Consider the following 17,617-nt stretch of genomic DNA (forward strand, 5'->3'; position numbering starts at 1 on the left):
CATCCCCGGCAGGGCAAACTCCTTCCCACCCTTCCGCCAATGATTCGATCGCCTGGATGGGAGGCCTCCTCAACGACTGCCGAAGCACATCCGTGCCAACAGCGTTCGAGCGCCTTGCGCCTGCATCATGCCGCTTTCTCATACACAACAAACGAAAATATCCGCCAATTCAGCCGAGCCCGACACCTCCCTCGGCGCTAGTCCGCTACGCCCCATTTCCCGCACCGCTTAATGTGCTTTTCTACCCGCGGCATCAAGAAATGGAATCATGAGCACGGAAAACCGCTTTCAAGGACGAAGCGACATCGTTATCGGACTGACTCCGCTTGAGCAGCCCGACACTAATCTGACGTTGGCAATCTGCCGCACGGGCGCGATCGGCGTACTGGACCTGGGCACCGACCCCGCTGTCGCGGAAAAGGCCTTGATCGAACTACGTGACAACGCGACATCTGCCTTTGGCATACGCATCGGTAGAAACTTCCCACCAGCTGCCTATGACAGCCTGCTCGACACGCTGCCGCCAGATACGCTGGTTTTATTATCGGCAGATGCAGACACGGGCGTAAACATAGCCCGAAGTCGTAACCTTGCATTCGCGTGCGAAGTACGCGGTCTGCAGGAAGCGTTGAATGCGCAAGGTAGCGGCGCCATCGCGCTGATCGCACGCGGCGACGAATCCGGTGGCTGCAGTAGTCAATTGTCGACTTTTATCCTGCTGCAAACACTCGTTTCCAACGCAGACATCCACCTTCCAATCTGGGCGTGCGGCGGCATCGGTCTGCGCACGGCGGCAGCGGCCCTTGTGGCTGGTGCGGCGGGTGTCGTTCTGGACATCCAGCTCGCATTGCTCGAAGAGAGCCATGTCCCGCTCACTACCCGGCATTTGCTGGATCGCATCGATGGTGCGGAAACCACTCGCGAAGGTGAGTATCGGCTCATCAGGCCAAAGCGATCGACGTCCGGCACCTCCCTGATCGCCGGGCAAGACGCATATCTGGCAAGAATATTCGCGAGGCGTTTCGGCAACGTTCCACGAACGTTCGCCGCCTTCAGGAATATCAGGAGGCAGCTGCAGCTCGCCGAGCCGGGCAGGCCTTCCGGATTGTGCGAAACCCTTGGGACGCGGATTCCCGTTCTACAGGGCCCAATGACTCGAGTTAGCGATCAAGCCGCGTTCGCCTCGTCGGTCGCCGCAGCGGGAGCACTGCCTTTCGTCGCATTAGCCCTGCTGGACGGACCGGCGTCGCTCGAATTGTTGCGTCAGTGCCAGCAGCAGTTGGGCGATCAGCCATGGGGCGTGGGCATACTCGGTTTTGCCGACGAGGCGATACGCCAGGCTCAGTTGGACGCCATCGTACAGATTCGCCCCTCGCACGCCATTATTGCCGGCGGCAGGCCGGCACAAGCGCTCGCACTGGAGGCGCTTGGCATTACCACGTTCGTGCACGTTCCTTCCCCCGGTCTCCTTACCCAATTTCTCGACGCCGGCGTACGGCGATTCATCTTCGAAGGCGCCGAATGTGGCGGACATATCGGGCCTCGCAACAGTTTCCCGTTGTGGGAGTCGCAGCTCGACATCGTCGAGTCCCAACTTGCGCAAGAGCAAGGCAAGATCTCTGCGCCGATCGAACTGGTATTTGCGGGCGGGATCCACGACGCCGCTTCCGCATCAGCGGTGATGGCCATGACCGCCGGCATGGCAAACCAGCTCATACGCACCGGCATTCTCATGGGCACGGCATATCTTTTCACCGAGGAAGCCGTTCGCCATGGCGCGATTGGACAGCTATTTCAACAGCAGTTGCTGCTGGCGACAGGGACGCGACTGCTCGAAACCGCACCAGGACACGCTACGCGTTGTCTTTCGACCCCCTTTGTGGATGAATTTCAACGCTGCAAAAACACATGGCTCAAAGAAGGCAAGAACGAGCGCGACATCTGGAGCGCACTGGAGCAGCTCAATCTTGGACGCCTACGTCTGGCTAGTAAGGGGCTTCGACGTGAAGGAGGCTCATTGAAGCAGGCCGATGACGCTGCCCAACTCAGTGACGGCATGTTTATGGCAGGTGACATATCGCTGCTGCGAAGCAAAACCTCGACTCTTCACCAGCTTCACGAAGAAGTCACACGTCGCGCCACCGAATGGTTTTCGCAAAACATCGAACGCATGCGAGAGCCGGCGGTCGAGCATGCATCCGCCCCTGAGCCTTATAGGGTCGCCATTGTCGGCATCGCCTGCGCATTCGCGGGGAGCGAGAATGTAGGCGCGTTCTGGCAACGAATCATTGACGCGTCGCCCTCGTTCACCGATATACCTTCGTCGCGCTGGAACGCCGATCGCTACCATGGCAATCATGCCATATCGAGCGATCGCGTCGCCTCCAGGCGTGGCGCCTTCATCGATCCTGTTGAATTCGATGCGCTCAGCTATGGCATCCCGCCAGCCTCGATGGCAACGATCGAACCCATACAGCTCCTGAGCCTGGAAATGGCGCAGCGTGCGCTTGCCCATGCCGGCTATGGAAAAGGTGGCTTCGACCGGTCGCGCACCGCCGTGATATTCGGTGCCGAAGCCGGCAGCGAACTACGTGATGCACTCACACTGCGCGCGGTACTTCCCACCTATATCGACAGCGTGCCCGACCTTCTGCAGGAACAGTTGCCTCGATTCACCGAGGACACTTTCCCCGGAATGCTGTCAAACGTCATTGCAGGCCGGATCGCCAGCAGGTTGGATCTGGGTGGCGGGAACTTCACTGTGGATGCTGCCTGCGCCTCGTCGCTCGCCGCTCTCGACATGGCCTGCAAGGAACTGCGCCTCGGACATAGTGACATGGTCCTGTGCGGCGGCGCGGATCTTCATAACGGCATCAGCGATTACATGATGTTCAATTCGGCTGGCGCGCTCTCGCCCAGCGGCCGCTCCCTGCCTTTCGACGCCCATAGCGATGGCATCGTGCTCGGGGAAGGTATCGCCTGTCTCGTACTCAAGCGTGTAGAGGACGCTCAACGTGACGGTGACCGCATATACAGCGTCATTGAAGCGATTGGGTCGGCCAGCGATGGCAGAGGCAAAGGACTGACCGCTCCGCGGCCGGAAGGGCAACAAGCGGCACTACGTCGCGCCTATGCCCAGGCACAACGCAGCCCCGCTGAAGTCGGCCTTGTCGAAGCCCATGGCACCGGCACCGCCGTAGGTGATCGCACTGAATTGTCTTCACTATCACGGGTGCTCGATGACGCTTCCGCGGCGCCCGGTCACTGCGTACTCGGCTCGGTCAAATCCCTCATTGGGCACACCAAATGCGCAGCCGGCCTCGCTGGCATCATCAAGGCTTCACTGGCACTGCACACCGGCATCCGGCCACCAACGACTCATATCACCACCCCTAGCGCCGCATGGCCAAGTGAAGGTGCTCTACGTCTTCAAACTGTAGCGCAGCCGTGGCTGACCGGCGGCAAACAACGCGTTGCCGGCGTCAGTGCCTTTGGGTTCGGCGGCACGAACTTCCACACCGTGCTATCTAACGACGCTGTGATGGACGTCGACCCCTCGCTTGCGCATAGGCCATGCGAACTCATCCTGATCCGTGGCGCCTCACGGAACACGGCCAACAGCGTGATCGACCGATTGCTGGAGATGTTTGCAACGCAAGCACCGCTACCGGCGCTACACCAGGTCACCTCCGATGTGTTCGCTCAATCGGATCAATCTCAACCCGCACACTTTGCTTTCGTTGCAAGAGACATCCAGCACTTCACCTCACTATTGCGATCGGCGCGGGAAGGCCTTCCCATTGCCGGTGAGCTCTACATCCGCAATGAGAACGAGGCAGCGCCAGAAAAACTGGCATTCCTGTTTCCCGGCCAAGGTAGCCAGCGCCCCAATATGTTGCGCGAGCTGCCGACATTCATCCCCGGTCTTCGCAGATACCTGGCATCTGAGCCCGACATCGCAGATGCCTGGTTCACAGGCCACCCCTTCGATGACGATGCTCGGGCCAGACAGATCAACAGGCTCAAGGACACACGTGTAGCACAACCTGCGCTTGGCATCGCATCAATGATGGCAGCCAGAGCGCTTGAGGGGCTTGGCGTAACGCCCGATATGGCTGCCGGTCACTCCTACGGTGAGCTGGTGGCATTCTGGTCTGCGGGCGCCATCGACGAACACACCCTGCTCACCCTCAGCAAGCAACGTGCCCAATGCATCCATGACGCCATAGAAAGCGACCCGGGTGCCATGGCCGCCGTCGCTGCCTCCCCGGCAATCATCCTGCCGCTGCTTGCTGTGAGCGAAGCCACGTCAGATATCGTTTGCGCCAATCACAACGCCCCTGATCAGACGGTGATATCAGGGCCGACAACGGCCATCTCGGCTGCATGTGCGCTACTCAAAGCACAGGGCGTCGGCGTCAGGCCCCTTGCCGTTGCCTGTGCATTCCACAGTCCGATCGTCGCGAGCGCGAGTGCACCGTTTCGCGACCTCCTCGCCAAAGTTGCGTTCTCGCCGCTGCGTCACCAAGTCTGGTCGAATCGCCTCGCGACGCCCCATGCCATGGATGCATCCACGGCCGGGCAAGAGCTGGCTGCGCAAATTGCGCATCCCGTTCGCTTCGTGGACCAGATCCTTGCCATGCATGACGCTGGCGCACGGACCTTCATCGAAGTAGGCCCCGGAAATGTGCTTTGCGGCCTCACCCGCGCGATCCTCGGAGGTCGCAAATATCGTGCGTTGTCCATTGATCCGCATGGCGACGGAACACTGGCCGGCCTGCTGCAAACCGTGGCCGCGTTGGCCGTGGCTGGCGTTGCCATCAACGAAAGCTGGTTGCTTCAGGGCAGGACCTGTTCGCGGACACCTGAACGCGCTGGGTGTGACGCAAAATGGTTAGTCGATGGACATTTTGTTCGTACAGCCGACGGTATGCCGCTAGCCGGAGGGCTCAAGCCTACGGCCCCCATTCCAAGCCTGTGTTCCCCGGCGTCGCCGCGCACACAAGAGCTCTCGACAGATGTAGCGCTCATCGAGCAATTCATCCAAAGCACGAGCGATGCGATTGCATCGCAACGCGACGTGCTGCTTCAGCATCTTGGGAGCCGCCCCGAGGCCCCCAGGTCGGCGACGATCGACCAACCGATCGAGGCGGCGAGCGCAGGCCTGGCGCATGCGAAAAATACTCCCGAGAACGCTCTCGCAAAGCCCGTTCGAGCGGACACGTCCACGGATTCAATAGCAGAGATGATCACGCGCATCATCGCGGAGCGCACCGGCTATCCCACCGATGTTCTGACCAATGATCTCGATCTAGAAAGCGATCTCAGTATTGACTCGATAAAACGAGCGGAAATCGTCGGCCATGTTCTTCAGTCGCTCAAAGGCAGAGGAATGGCACAAGCAAATGACGTACATGTTGCCGATGCACTCGCTCAGGCGCGAACGATATCGGCAATGTGCGAAATAATTGCCATCGGTGATGATGCAAATACGATATCAATAGAAGAGCCTGTCGACATATCGCAGGCTGATGTACTCGAAACCGTCATTCAAGCCATCTGCGAAAGAACCGGTTACCCCTCTCATGCAGTGACCGCCGATCTTGATATCGAATCGGACCTCAGTATCGATTCCATCAAGCGAGCGGAAATCGCAGGCCATCTCGCCCAGGCATTTTCGATCACAACCGATACCGCGCGAGTCGATGCACTGACCGCTGCGCGCACACCATCGGCCATGGCTTCGGTACTCCAGCAAGGCGCGACACCGCAGCACACAGCAACAGATAAGACAGGCGCCTCGACTTTAGAAGGCATAGCACCAACCAGACTGATCGAGCGACTCGAGGCGATACCGGCGCTCGCTTCGGATGGTCGCCTTCACTGGCGCAATATGTATGTCGTATCGTCGCCTACCACTCTTCTGGAGGCCATTGCGCGCAGGACCAATGACGCAACGGTCTGCCTGGTACCGAACCCGCTCGCCACCGTCACGGCTGCGCATACCGCTGACTGGATCATCGATACAGGCTCACTTGCTCCGTCGGAATTCCCCGCACAATACGATACCTGGAAAGGGTATCTTGCCGCCGAGCCTCGGCGGCTGATAGCCATCTGTCGTAGTGACGATGCCGTACTTTGCGCCAGCCTTCGTGGATTTTTCCGCTGCGCCGCCAGGGAGTATCCCTCAACAACTATTCGTCTCGTCGAACTCGATGCCCAGGCTTCAGACGACTACGCAGCTAGCATAGCCTTGGCCGAATTATGCGATGACTCCGCGTTGCCGGTTGTCGTATATCAGGATAGCAGCCGGTTGACGCCCGTATTGGCCGAGAGTGCCCTTCCTCAAGGAGCCGGCGTATCCGAATCCAGAAACTCGACATGGTTGCTGATTGGCGGCGCCCGAGGCATTACCGGCCTGATGGCAAAACGCTTGGCGGCTGGCGTCTGCCGTATTGTGTTGGTTGGCAGAACTGACGACTGCGCCATCGAAGAAGACGAAAGCCTCATCAACTTCTCAAGCATCAACGCGCTACGCGGCGCAATTCTTGCGCACAAAATGGCCAACAATCCGCCAGAAGCTACCCGCATGGCCAAGGACATTCTAGCGCGTAGGGAGGTGCGTCAAACCATCGATGCTATCGAAGCTCTTGGCTGTCGTGTGAGTTACCACAAGCTGGATATCACTGAAGATGCCGGTATTGATACGTTGCTGGCTGATGTAGAACGCTTGCACGGCCCCATTCATGGAATCGTTCATGCTGCCGGTATCATCGAAGACCGCCTCATCGCCGACAAGGACAACGACTCCTTCAAACGCGTGTGGTCTGCCAAGATGGACGGTGCCAGGAAGCTGATACGCGCCTGCGAGAGACTGAAGCAAACACCCGATGTTCTGGTCATGTTCGGCAGCATTGCAGCCATGTTCGGCAATCGCGGCCAAAGCGACTACGCCGCGGCCAACAGCGCATTGGATGCTCTGACAAGGGAGTGCAGTCCACGTGTTGCCGCTCGCGTAATAACCATGCATTGGGGGCCCTGGGCCCCGCTCGGAGAGGGGCAAGGAGGCATGGTTTCTCCGGAACTGGCGAAACAATTTGCCGCGCAGGACATTGCGATGATCCAACCCGACGCCGGAGTGGATGCGTTCTTCGCAGAGATCAACATCTCTACAGAATGCAGATACTCGGTCGTCTATAGCGCAGGTAGCTGGTGATGCAAGCCCGGCCTCACGATCGTGACGTCGCCATTACGGGGATGGCGGCGCTATTTCCCGGTGCAAGCGATCTCTCCGAATTCTGGAGCAACATCGTCAACGGCGTCGACTCAACCGGCCCGGTTCCACCCGGGCGCTGGCTGCGTGGCGCCACAGATCTGGATGACACGCTGCTTGAGCTACCTCGATGCAGGCGGGGAGGCTTTATCTCCCCCATTCATATCGACCCGATCGTCTATGGGATAGCACCCAATGATCTCGACTATATCGAGCCCGACCAACTTATCGCCCTAAAATTGGCCGCTGACGCATTGATGGATGCCGGGCTCCCCCAGCAACGAACAGGCTCAGACCGTATCGGCGTCATTCTTGGGCGTGGCGGCTATCTTGCTCCCGGAGCAACTCGTTACGAACAAAAAGTCAAAAGTTCCCAACAGATAGTGCACGCTCTGCGAACATTTGCACCGGGTCTACCAGACTCAACTCTTATGCAGATGCGTGAAACCTTTCTCAGTGAGCTTGGGCATAGCGCCAGCGGATCCGTGATTGGCCTGGTTCCCAACCTGGCGGCCTCGCGCATCGCAAACCGCCTCAATCTGCACGGCCCCGCATATACGGTAGATGCGGCTTGCGCATCATCTCTGGTCGCTATCGACCAGGCAATCCGGCTTCTGCGAGAAAACACCTGCGATGTCGTCATCGCTGGCGGCATCCATCATTGTCATGATCTTTCCTTCTGGAAAATATTTGAAACGCTGGGCGCCCTGTCTTCCGCTCAAAGTATTCGGCCCTTTGATGCTCAAGCGGACGGCTTGCTCATTGGCGAGGGAACGGGCGTCATCGTACTGAGGCGCGCCATCGACGCCGCCAAGGAAGGCGACCGGATCTATGCAGTCATAAAAGGGAGCGCCGTATCCAGCGATGGCCGGGGTGCCAGCCTCATGAGCCCGCAACCCCAGGGCCAAATACGAGCCCTACGATCAGCCTGGTCCGATGCAGGCTGGGACCCACTCAACGAAGACAGTGTGGACCTTATCGAAGCTCACGGTACCGCCACACCATCTGGCGATGAGGCAGAACTGAGAACTCTGGCCGCGATCTTCGGACCTGCAGCAAACTCGCATGCGGTCCTGGGTTCGATCAAGTCCATGATCGGCCATGCCATGCCCGCAGCGGGTGTCGCCGCCGTCATCAAAACGGCACTTGCACTGTACTACGGAGTGTTCCCTCCCAGCCTTCACTGCCGGAAGCCAAATAAGCTGCTTTCGGAAACGCGATTCAAGGTGATCGAACAACAAATGCCCTGGATCGTGCACGGTAACCGGCAACATCGGCGGGCAGGTGTGAATGCATTTGGTTTTGGTGGAATAAACGCTCACCTGGTCATGCAATCGTGGGAATCCATTTGCACCGACACGCCTTTGGCACACCAACCCACCAGGGCCGCACCATCCAGGGTAACGATCTTTCAGGCCGCCACCAGGGAAAAACTTGAAGCAGCCCTGCAACAAGCATTGCACGGCGACATTCCACCGCCCGCTCCCCAAGGCAATGCCAGAGTTGCCATACTCGATCCTACGACCGAGCGCATTCGCGATGCTCTGGACGCCGTCATCCAGGGACGAACATGCCGTGGGCAGCAGAATGTCTGGCACTCGCCTGTGTCGCTGGCAGACGGGAACGGGCGACTCAAGACAGCATTCATTTTTCCTGGCCTGGATACTCATCTGCCAGTGAGCCCTGATGAAGTCGCTGCGTACTTCCGCTTGAATGCACCCGACATGACCGGTGTCGAGGCCAGCGATGTCTTGGCCCATGCACGCGTTGTCCTGGATACAGGTTTGCTCTTCAATGCCGCACTTCAGCGGCTGGATGTGCGCGCCGATGCAGTGGCGGGACACAGCATCGGAGAGCTCACCGCATTCACCGCCAGTGGCGGCCTATCAGACATAGAGGTGACACGGCGACTCTACTGCACTCGCAGCTTTACATTCCCATCGCTTGCCTATGTCGCGGTCAGCATGAGCATCGACGCGGTCAGGACCATGCTTGAGAGCGGTTCATGGGGAAATCTAGTCATATCCCACGAAAACGCCTCCAAGCAAACAACCGTATGCGGAACACGTGACGTCGCCGAGCTTTTTATCCGGGAGGTAAAAAAGCTTGGATATTTTGCGCAGATTCTTCCTTTTGTCTCGGGCCTGCACACTCCCATGTTCGAGTCACATGCCACAGCGTTTCTTGAAGGAATCGACAATTCGCAGATCAGAAAGACGCGATGCCCCATCTGGTCGGCAACAACAACAGCACGCTACCCTGACCGGCCCAAGGACATCATCGCTCTGATGCGGCAGCATCTTGTAGAGCCGGTGAGATTCTCCACCATGATTCGCGCCATGCACGAGGACGGATTCAGGGCTTTCGTGCAGGTTGGCATGGGGCAGCTTGCCGCACTCGTTGATGACACGCTTCGCGGCCTTCCACATATGACGACGTCTGCGGCAAGCCGTCGATACGGCGGCTTGGAACAATTGCAGCGTTTGCTTCTGGATATGTGGTCAAACGGGGCGCAGGTGAATCCGCTGGCATTCAACGTGCCTGATGCAGCGACACCGTCGTCGCTTCCTCTCGATCTCGATTCGGGTCTGATAAGCATCCATTCAAAGCCGGATTCTGCGGTGTATTCCGCCTTGAGCTCCGCCCAGGGTAATGGGATATCTCCCTTGACGCTCACAGCACCGGCGAAGGCGTTTGCGCAGATGCTCGATCGTGCAAAAGATGACCTGGCACAAGTAATAAGGGCGAATGAGCGATCCAACACTCGTAAGGCCGCTCCTCCTACGAGCATCCACGTTTCCATGGATGCCTTGCCCTTCCTGCGTGATCACTCTCTGGTAAAGCAAAGCGATGCCTGCTCTGAAGACGCAGAGCGATGGCCGGTCGTGCCTGGCACCTTGCTTATCGAATGGATGTGGCAGCACGCGGCAGTTATGCGAAATACCGAAAAAGTCATCGCTATCGAGGATATCCAGTTCAATCGATGGATGGAGGCCATTCCGTCCAAAGATATTCCTGTCGACGTCCAACACACATCGGCTGGCAAGGTCGCCGTCAAGCTCGGCGACTACTGCCAGGCTGTCTTCGTATTCGGCCATTCCTATATCGAGGCGCCGCAGTCACCCAGGCTTGCACAATGCGATCCCTGTGAGATGCCGGCAGCCGCGATATACGAAGATCGCTGGATGTTTCACGGCCCTTCCTTCAGAGGTATAGATCAGCTGGTTCACTGTGGCAATGACCATATCCTCGGAAGAATCCGGGTGCTCCCATTGCCCGGCGCGACGCTTGACAACATGGGCCAACTGCTTGGCTACCTCATCATGCTTCGCCTTGAAGATCGATCGTTGGCATTCCCTCACCGCATCGCGAAGATTGAGATACATAGTGATGCGCCATCTATCGGGTCGTTCGTCGACTGTCTGGTGCACTCGCTCACAGCCGACAAGTCGTCGGTGTATGCGGATATTCATGCAAGCGTCGGCACCGCACCATGGCTCACCATAAAGCGATGGACGGATCACCGCTTCAGTCTTGATTCGAAGCTCCGATCAAGCACCTATTTTCCTGAGCTTTATCCTGTTGCCACCATAAACGACGACGGCTGGTCCTGGCTGTCGGAGCACGGGTCGGATGCATCCAGTCGTGAAGTCCTGTCGCATTATCAGCTCGCAAAATCAGAGCGCGAGTACTACACGACACTGAAGACTCACCGTCAAAGACAATGGCTACTCGGCCGCATCGCAGCAAAGGATGCAGTCCGCGACCTGCTGTGGAAAGGCGGCGAACGCGATATCTATCCCGCGGAAATCATCATCAAGAATGATAGCGAAGGCGCGCCATTCCCCAAAGGCCAACATGGGCGGGTACTTCCGCCTCTACACCTCTCCATAGCCCATGTCGAAGGCCTTGCCGTCGCCCTATGCCGTACCCGGGAGTTCGCGCCTGGCGGTGTCGGTATCGATGTCGAGAAACTCAGGCCGGTCGATCAGGGGCTTGTAGCGTCAAGCCTGACCCCAACGGAGGCCGACATGATACGGCAATTGGCGAAGACCCCGGCTGATGCCGACCTTATGTTCTGGCGATTCTGGACGGCCAAGGAGGCCGTATCGAAGCTCGATGGACTTGGGCTTCGCTACCAATCTGGAGAGATCGTTGTGACGTCTTTCGACGAGACGATGCTTCAGCTATCACGCCGCAGGTCCCAAGGAATAGAGACTCGGCATTCCGTTGCACACCGTCTGCTTAGGTCAGATGAATCCAGCGATGCAGCGTTTGTCGTTTCCTGGACGATCGATACCGAAAATCTCCGAACTTCATAACGCACATCAAGGAGGATGAATCGCATGACAAAGACGTTCCAGCTTACCGCGAACGAGGAAGCGGTCTTCGCAGAGGTAGTAGACATATTGACGATGGTAACTTCCGACTACTGCGTGGACATTCCGCTTTTACCTGAAACAACCATTCAATCCGACCTGGATCTTGAGAGTTTCGATATCGTTCGCTTCGGCCTGGCCTTGAGCGATCGCTATGGCGAGAGCGTCAATATGGCGACTTATCTCTCGGAGACGGAGTTCGAACTTCTCCCAAAACTCACTCTTGGTGACATTACGCAGTACGTGGTACGGCAGATCCATTCGAAGGAAAGCTGACCATGCGAACTACCATCAATGGCTTAGGTATTAATGTTCTCGTATGTGATGCGGCTGGCGAGCGCGAAAAGGTCGCGAGCCATGCTCCTGTGGCCTTGGTGCTGCACGGCGGTTTGTCCGACAACCTGAGCTCCTACTATACGACCATAGCCTCGACGCTTATCGAGCTCGGCATGAATGTCGTTCTTTACGATCGCGCTGGGTATGGCCGCAGTGAATATCGCCCTGGCTGCTACAACCTCGAACGTATTTTTCTCGACATCGACGCCATTCTTGATGCTGTAGGCGTCGATAGAAAGGTACATGTCATAGGAAGCTCATATGGCGCTGGGCTGGCCGCGAGCTACGTTGCTCTTCGGCCAGAGAGGTCTGCTAGCCTGGCCCTCCTCGAAGGACAACCGATGACACCGGGATCGAGGGAAAGCTTCGCCAACTTTCTGCGCAATATGAGGCAGAACATTGACAAGGTCGTCGCTCACTACGAAGAGAACTCGGATCTTTCCAATAAGGTCATCGCTCGGATGCGTAGCATGCTCATGGATCGAACATACCTTGCCGATATTGAAGCAAGCGAATTACCGACACTGGGCCAGCTGCACGCCATTTCCGTGCCGACTCTGGGTATCTATGGCGCAGAAAGCACGCATGGTGCCTACGAAGGCACCATGGAATCGATCGGTCACCTACAGAATCTTCGGGTGGAAGTCATACCTCACGCCTCGCATTTCCTGTTGTATGAGGCATTACCCGCGCTGAAATCTCATCTTCGTGATTTTTATAAGGAGCCGAATGTTCTGGACTACGCGTCATGAACAAGCTGCTTTTTGTAGGCCCTCCCTTCGTCGGCCATCTCAGCCCGGCGCTCAGTCTGGCCATGGAACTGGCGGCCCGCGGCCATGAAATTAGATGGGTCGGCGACGAGAAACTGCTGAAAAAGCTAGGTTCGAAGTCGATGACTGTGTATGGATGCACGCTCGATTGGGTTGTCGACCGAGCGAATGAGCGCCTGGGTGAATTGCGTGGATCGGATGCGATCCTCTCGCTTTGGAAAACGTACCTGAGCATGGCCCAAGCCATGTATCCGCTTACCGTCGAAGCACTCGATGCCTTTCGGCCGGACCTCGTGCTTTCTGATCAGCAGACTTTCGCCGGCTCTCTGGCCGCTCGTGAAGCAGGCTATCGCTGGCTCACCCTGGCAACGACATCAGGAGAGATTGATCCAGGGCCACAAAGCCAGGCGAGCTTTCATCGATGGTTGATGAATGCGTTGGCGGAATTTGGAGCGGAACTGGGGCTTCGAGATGCCTCGGACCCACGCTTCTCTCCTTTCGGGACGCTGCTTTTCAGCAGTTGCGCCTTGACCGGGGCCCTGCCCACCCATCCGCAGATTGCGGGTGTCGGCTGTTCCATCAAACATCGTTCCGAGACAGCAGCATTTCCCTGGGAGAAACTGGATAGGCGGCGCAAGGTGCTGGTCTCACTGGGCACGCTTAACGACCTTGCTGGGAAATCCTTCCTGGAGGAAGCGTGGCTGGCTTGCCATGAGCGGCGAGAGACTATCCAAACGATATTGCTGGATCCGTCGGACAGCATGGAGCGCGTATCGGATGACGACATACTTGTCCTCAGGCGCGTTCCGCAGCTGGCGCTTCTGGAACACCTGGACGCAATCGTATGCCATGGCGGGCAGAACACGATATCGGAAGCGATCAGCCATGGCGTGCCGCTCGTCGTAGCTCCCATTCGTGATGATCAACCCATGAATGCTGCGCAGGTGGTCGACGCAGGGGTGGGGGTGCGTGTGCGCTTTGGCCGCCCCAGGGCCGCCGCCATAGGCGCGGCGATCGATCGGGTCCTTGGTGATCCGGCTTATCGTGCCGCCGCATTGGATATCCAGCCATCGATGGCCAACGGAACGGACCGGGCTGCAGATGCGGTCGAGCACTTCTTGCGATCAGGTGCCTTGCATAATGGAATGGATTCGCATGACTCGTGACATCGAACTGGCCCAACGCTATTACAAACAGTTTCGCTACGACGATCCTGCGCTCTTTCTGGAAGAGCGCAACGACTGCCCCTGGTGCAACAGCCTCGATATCACACGACACCTCGATTCCGTCGACCTGATCAAGCAAAAGCAGGGACGATTTGTATTGGATCGATGCCGCCATTGCCTGCATATTTTCCAGAACCCTCGCCTCAGCGAAGCCGGCCTGGGCTACTACTACCGCGACTTTTATGACGGCCTGGGCGCCACGAAGATGCGCAAGACATTTGCCGGAAGGCGTGGCACCTATCGGCGACGTGCTCGTGCCATTGCCGCTGTCGACCCGCATCCGGCGTTCTGGCTCGATGTAGGAACGGGCTATGGACATTTTTGTGAAACGGCACGTACCGTCTTTCCAGATACCCGTTTCCATGGCATCGACGCTTCTGAAGGTATCGACGACGGCTTGAAGACCGGCCGCATCCATGCAGCCTTCAAGGAATCGTTGGCCGTAATGAGTGCGCGATACCCGGAGTGCTACGACGTTATCAGCATGTATCACTATCTCGAGCACACAACGGATCCCAAGGCACAACTTCGACACGCGGCGGACCTCTTGAAGCCTGGGGGCCTTCTGGTCATCGAAGTTCCCAACACGCACTCACCGATGTCGCGTTGGCTGGGCCGTTACTGGCTGCCTTGGCTACAACCTCAGCACCTGCACTTCGTGCCCTCGCCCAATCTGGCAAGAGAAATGATCGCGTTGGGTCTCAGCATCGAGCACTGCGACAGTGGCGATCCTCACGACCCGCTCGACCTTACCGGAGCCCTCTTGCTGGCACTTCATGCGAAGCTGCCGAGGGAGAATGCTCCCTGGAGCTCGACATCCGCCGGCCGGATATCACTTTGTGTGCGGGCTGCAGCCTGGTTGCTGGCATTGCCCTTTCTGGCCATCGCCAGAGTCGTCGATCTTGTGTTGCTTGGCCCACTGTTGCGACTGAGCCAACGGGGAAACGCCTATCGACTGATAGCACGCAAACCCAAGGGGTAATGTCGTACCCGACAACTTGTTCTTCGTGGGTCGCATCCAACTCGATAACAAGATTTTCCTAGCACGCTGGAGGGTCAGCGCATCGGGGATACATCTCTGGCTATCACGGGTCCGGCACCGATCATCGCCTTTTCGCCCACTGTTACCGGTGCCATCAAGGCACTATTTTCTTGAGTGCGGGTCGCTTCCGCCGAAGGAGTCACTGTGACCGGATCGTCAACCAACAAAGCGCACGACAAACCATCGGCTGCCATGCCGCTATCGACGTTCTTTCTCCCCCGGCGCAACGACTGCCCCTGGTGCGCAAGCGTCGCACTGGCCGACCGCCTTCAGACGGCAGATCTTTTTCAGCGTAAAGACGGCTGTTTCATGCTCAGTTGCTGCAAGGTATGCGGGCATGTTTTTCAGAACCCGCAACTGTCTGGTCAAGGCCTGAGTCATTACTATCGCGACTTCTACGACGGAAATGGCGCAGATCGCATGCGCAAAATATTTGCGCGCAATGGAAAAATCTATCGCCATCGCGCACGCGCTGTCGCTTCCATCCAGGCTGGCCCAGCACTATGGCTTGATGTAGGTGCGGGTTATGGCCACTTCTGCGAAACAGCGCGCGAAGTTTTTTCGGACACGGAATTCCATGGTACGGATATGTCTTCGGGAATCGACGAGGCGTTTGAGGCTGGTCGAGTTCAGCGAGGTTTTCGTGAACCGCTGTCCGATTTAAGCCAGCGCGCAACCGGTAGCTACGATGTGGTCAGCATGTTCCATTATCTGGAACACACCACCGACCCCAAAGATGATCTTCGACAGGCAGCCAACCTGCTGAAGCGCGATGGCATTCTTGTCGTTGAAGTTCCCAATATACGTTGCCCGCTGTCCCGCTGGCTCGGTCGGTATTGGGTGGCATGGCTGCAGCCACAACACCTTCATTTCATCCCCGCGGACAACATGGTCAAAGAGCTCTCGCTCATGGGATTTCAAATTGAGCACTGCGACAGTTGCTCGCCTCATGATCCCGTCAATTTATCCGCCGCACTGCTTCTGTGGCTCAATCATCGGCTTCCCAACGATGGCGCACCGTGGCGCCAGACTCGTCCATCTCTGCTTTTCAGGCCTGTTCGCCAGATAACATTTCTGGTCGCAGCACCTTTGCTGGTGCTGGCCCGATGCTTGGACATATGGGTGGTCGAGCCGTTACTTAAGGCGACTGGGCAGAATATTGCCTACCGGGTGATTGCGCGAAAGGTAAGCCGATAACTAAAGAGACGCCTATTTCTTGACCGGTCGCGTCCAGCCCGCAAGTGTCGTCTGCCTCGCGCGTGCCAGGGTCAAACTGTCGGCGGGAGCGTCTCTCGTGATGGTCGAACCCGCGCCAATGGTCGCCATGGTTCCAATCGTCACCGGAGCGACCAACGCGCTGTTGGAGCCGATAAAGGCTCCATCTTCGATCCGCGTGACGAACTTGTTGATACCGTCGTAGTTACAGGTAATCGTGCCGGCACCGACGTTGACGCCGCGACCGATGATCGTGTCGCCGATATAGCTCAGATGATTGGCCTTGCTGTTTTCGCCGATGCTGGACTTCTTCACCTCGACAAAGTTGCCGACGTGGACGCCGGATGCCAGTTCGGTGCCAGGGCGCAAGCGCGCAAACGGACCGATCGTGCATGGCCCATGCGTCACCACACCCTCGATGTCGCAATGGGCCTGCACCACCGTACCGGCGGCGAGCTGCACGTTCTTGAGACGACAGAACGGGCCGACGCGGACGTTGTCGCCGAACTGGATGCTGCCTTCCAGTACGACATCGATATCCAGTTCCACGTCGCGGCCGGCGGTTACCGTGCCGCGTATATCCAACCGCATAGGATCGGCCATGCGTACGCCGTCTTCAGCCAGTGCACGTGCGGCGCGACGACGGTAGTGTGCTTCGAGCTCGGCCAACTGCCAGGGATTGTTGGCACCTGCCGCCTCAACCGGGTCATCACATTCCAGGCTGAATGCTGGCCGGTTCTCCCCTGCCGCCATGGCAAAGATATCGGTAAGGTAATACTCGCCCTGGGCGTTGTTGCGATCGAGCTTGTCGATCCAACGCTTGAGCGCAGCCGCCTCGACCGCGAGGATGCCTGTGTTGATCAGATTGACCGCGCGCTGGGTGTCATCGGCGTCCTTCTCCTCGACTACCGCACGCACCAGCCCATTCCCGTCGCGCAGCACGCGACCGTAGCCCTGCGGCTCAGTCAGCCGTGTAGTAAGCAGGCATAGCGTTTCGTTCGATTGCGCCAGGCGACGCAGCGTTTCGACGCGAGTCAACGGCACATCGCCATAGAGCACCAGCACGCGCGCAGCGTCCGGGATATCACGCAGCGCTTGCGCCACCGCATGGCCGGTGCCCAGGCGCTCAGCCTGCAAGGCCCAACGCAGATCGGGCTGGCTGTCGAATGCTCCACGCACCTGGTCGCCATTGTGGCCGTAGACGATGTGGATGGCGTTCGGCTGAAGCGCTCGTGCAGCCTCGATCACATGAGCCAGCAAAGGTCGCCCGGCCAGTGGCATCAGCACCTTGGCCAGCTTCGACTTCATCCGCTTGCCTTCGCCGGCGGCGAGGATAACGACATGCAGCGGGGCGTTGTTCATGGCGCTGACCTTGG

General features: G+C 58.0%; 8 protein-coding genes. 7 read left to right on the top strand and 1 reads right to left on the bottom strand.

What is annotated here, in order from left to right:
* The first annotated feature begins 268 nt into the window (after positions 1 to 268).
* The 7 genes from QMG46_RS01720 (at position 269) to QMG46_RS01750 (ending at position 16,223) form a co-directional block, all read left to right on the top strand.
* Positions 269 to 7,216 carry a type I polyketide synthase gene (locus QMG46_RS01720; RefSeq protein ID WP_281850712.1) on the top strand — a complete coding sequence of 2,316 codons (6,948 nt, stop codon included), beginning with the start codon at positions 269 to 271 and terminating at the stop codon, positions 7,214 to 7,216.
* Positions 7,216 to 11,595: a beta-ketoacyl synthase N-terminal-like domain-containing protein gene (locus QMG46_RS01725; RefSeq protein WP_281850713.1), complete on the top strand. Its 4,380-nt coding sequence runs from the start codon at positions 7,216 to 7,218 to the stop codon at positions 11,593 to 11,595. Before QMG46_RS01720 ends, QMG46_RS01725 begins: the two co-directional genes overlap by 1 nt.
* Positions 11,596 to 11,619: 24 nt before the next feature.
* Positions 11,620 to 11,928, top strand: coding sequence for a hypothetical protein (locus QMG46_RS01730; RefSeq protein WP_281850714.1), 309 nt, complete (start codon positions 11,620 to 11,622; stop codon positions 11,926 to 11,928).
* Positions 11,929 to 11,930: 2 nt separating this feature from the next.
* Positions 11,931 to 12,740: an alpha/beta fold hydrolase gene (locus QMG46_RS01735; RefSeq protein WP_281850715.1), complete on the top strand. Its 810-nt coding sequence runs from the start codon at positions 11,931 to 11,933 to the stop codon at positions 12,738 to 12,740.
* Positions 12,737 to 13,924 (top strand): glycosyltransferase, encoded by a 1,188-nt coding sequence (locus tag QMG46_RS01740; protein ID WP_281850716.1) that lies wholly within the window; start codon positions 12,737 to 12,739, stop codon positions 13,922 to 13,924. The genes QMG46_RS01735 and QMG46_RS01740 overlap by 4 nt, the downstream gene beginning before the upstream one ends.
* Positions 13,914 to 14,966, top strand: a complete 1,053-nt coding sequence (locus tag QMG46_RS01745) for a class I SAM-dependent methyltransferase (protein WP_281850717.1) — start codon at positions 13,914 to 13,916, stop codon at positions 14,964 to 14,966. The genes QMG46_RS01740 and QMG46_RS01745 overlap by 11 nt, the downstream gene beginning before the upstream one ends.
* A gap of 204 nt (positions 14,967 to 15,170) precedes the next feature.
* A complete protein-coding gene (locus QMG46_RS01750) occupies positions 15,171 to 16,223 on the top strand; it encodes a class I SAM-dependent methyltransferase (protein ID WP_281850718.1) in 1,053 nt (350 codons plus the stop codon).
* A gap of 12 nt (positions 16,224 to 16,235) precedes the next feature.
* On the opposite strand, the gene glmU is transcribed toward QMG46_RS01750, so the two are convergent.
* On the bottom strand, positions 16,236 to 17,603 hold the full coding sequence (gene glmU / locus QMG46_RS01755) for a bifunctional UDP-N-acetylglucosamine diphosphorylase/glucosamine-1-phosphate N-acetyltransferase GlmU (protein ID WP_281850719.1): 1,368 nt from the start codon (positions 17,601 to 17,603) through the stop codon (positions 16,236 to 16,238).
* Positions 17,604 to 17,617: the final 14 nt, after the last annotated feature.

It is taken from the genome of Dyella sp. GSA-30, assembly GCF_027924605.1.
Classification (GTDB): Bacteria; Pseudomonadota; Gammaproteobacteria; order Xanthomonadales; family Rhodanobacteraceae; genus GSA-30.

Bases quoted from the DNA above. Each gene is read 5' to 3' on its own strand.
- QMG46_RS01725 (WP_281850713.1), top strand. From the start codon at position 7,216: ATGCAAGCCCGGCCTCACGATCGTGACGTCGCCATTACGGGGATGGCG.
- QMG46_RS01735 (WP_281850715.1), top strand. From the start codon at position 11,931: ATGCGAACTACCATCAATGGCTTAGGTATTAATGTTCTCGTATGTGAT.
- QMG46_RS01745 (WP_281850717.1), top strand. From the start codon at position 13,914: ATGACTCGTGACATCGAACTGGCCCAACGCTATTACAAACAGTTTCGC.
- QMG46_RS01730 (WP_281850714.1), top strand. From the start codon at position 11,620: ATGACAAAGACGTTCCAGCTTACCGCGAACGAGGAAGCGGTCTTCGCA.
- QMG46_RS01740 (WP_281850716.1), top strand. From the start codon at position 12,737: ATGAACAAGCTGCTTTTTGTAGGCCCTCCCTTCGTCGGCCATCTCAGC.
- QMG46_RS01720 (WP_281850712.1), top strand. From the start codon at position 269: ATGAGCACGGAAAACCGCTTTCAAGGACGAAGCGACATCGTTATCGGA.
- glmU (WP_281850719.1), bottom strand. From the start codon at position 17,603: ATGAACAACGCCCCGCTGCATGTCGTTATCCTCGCCGCCGGCGAAGGC.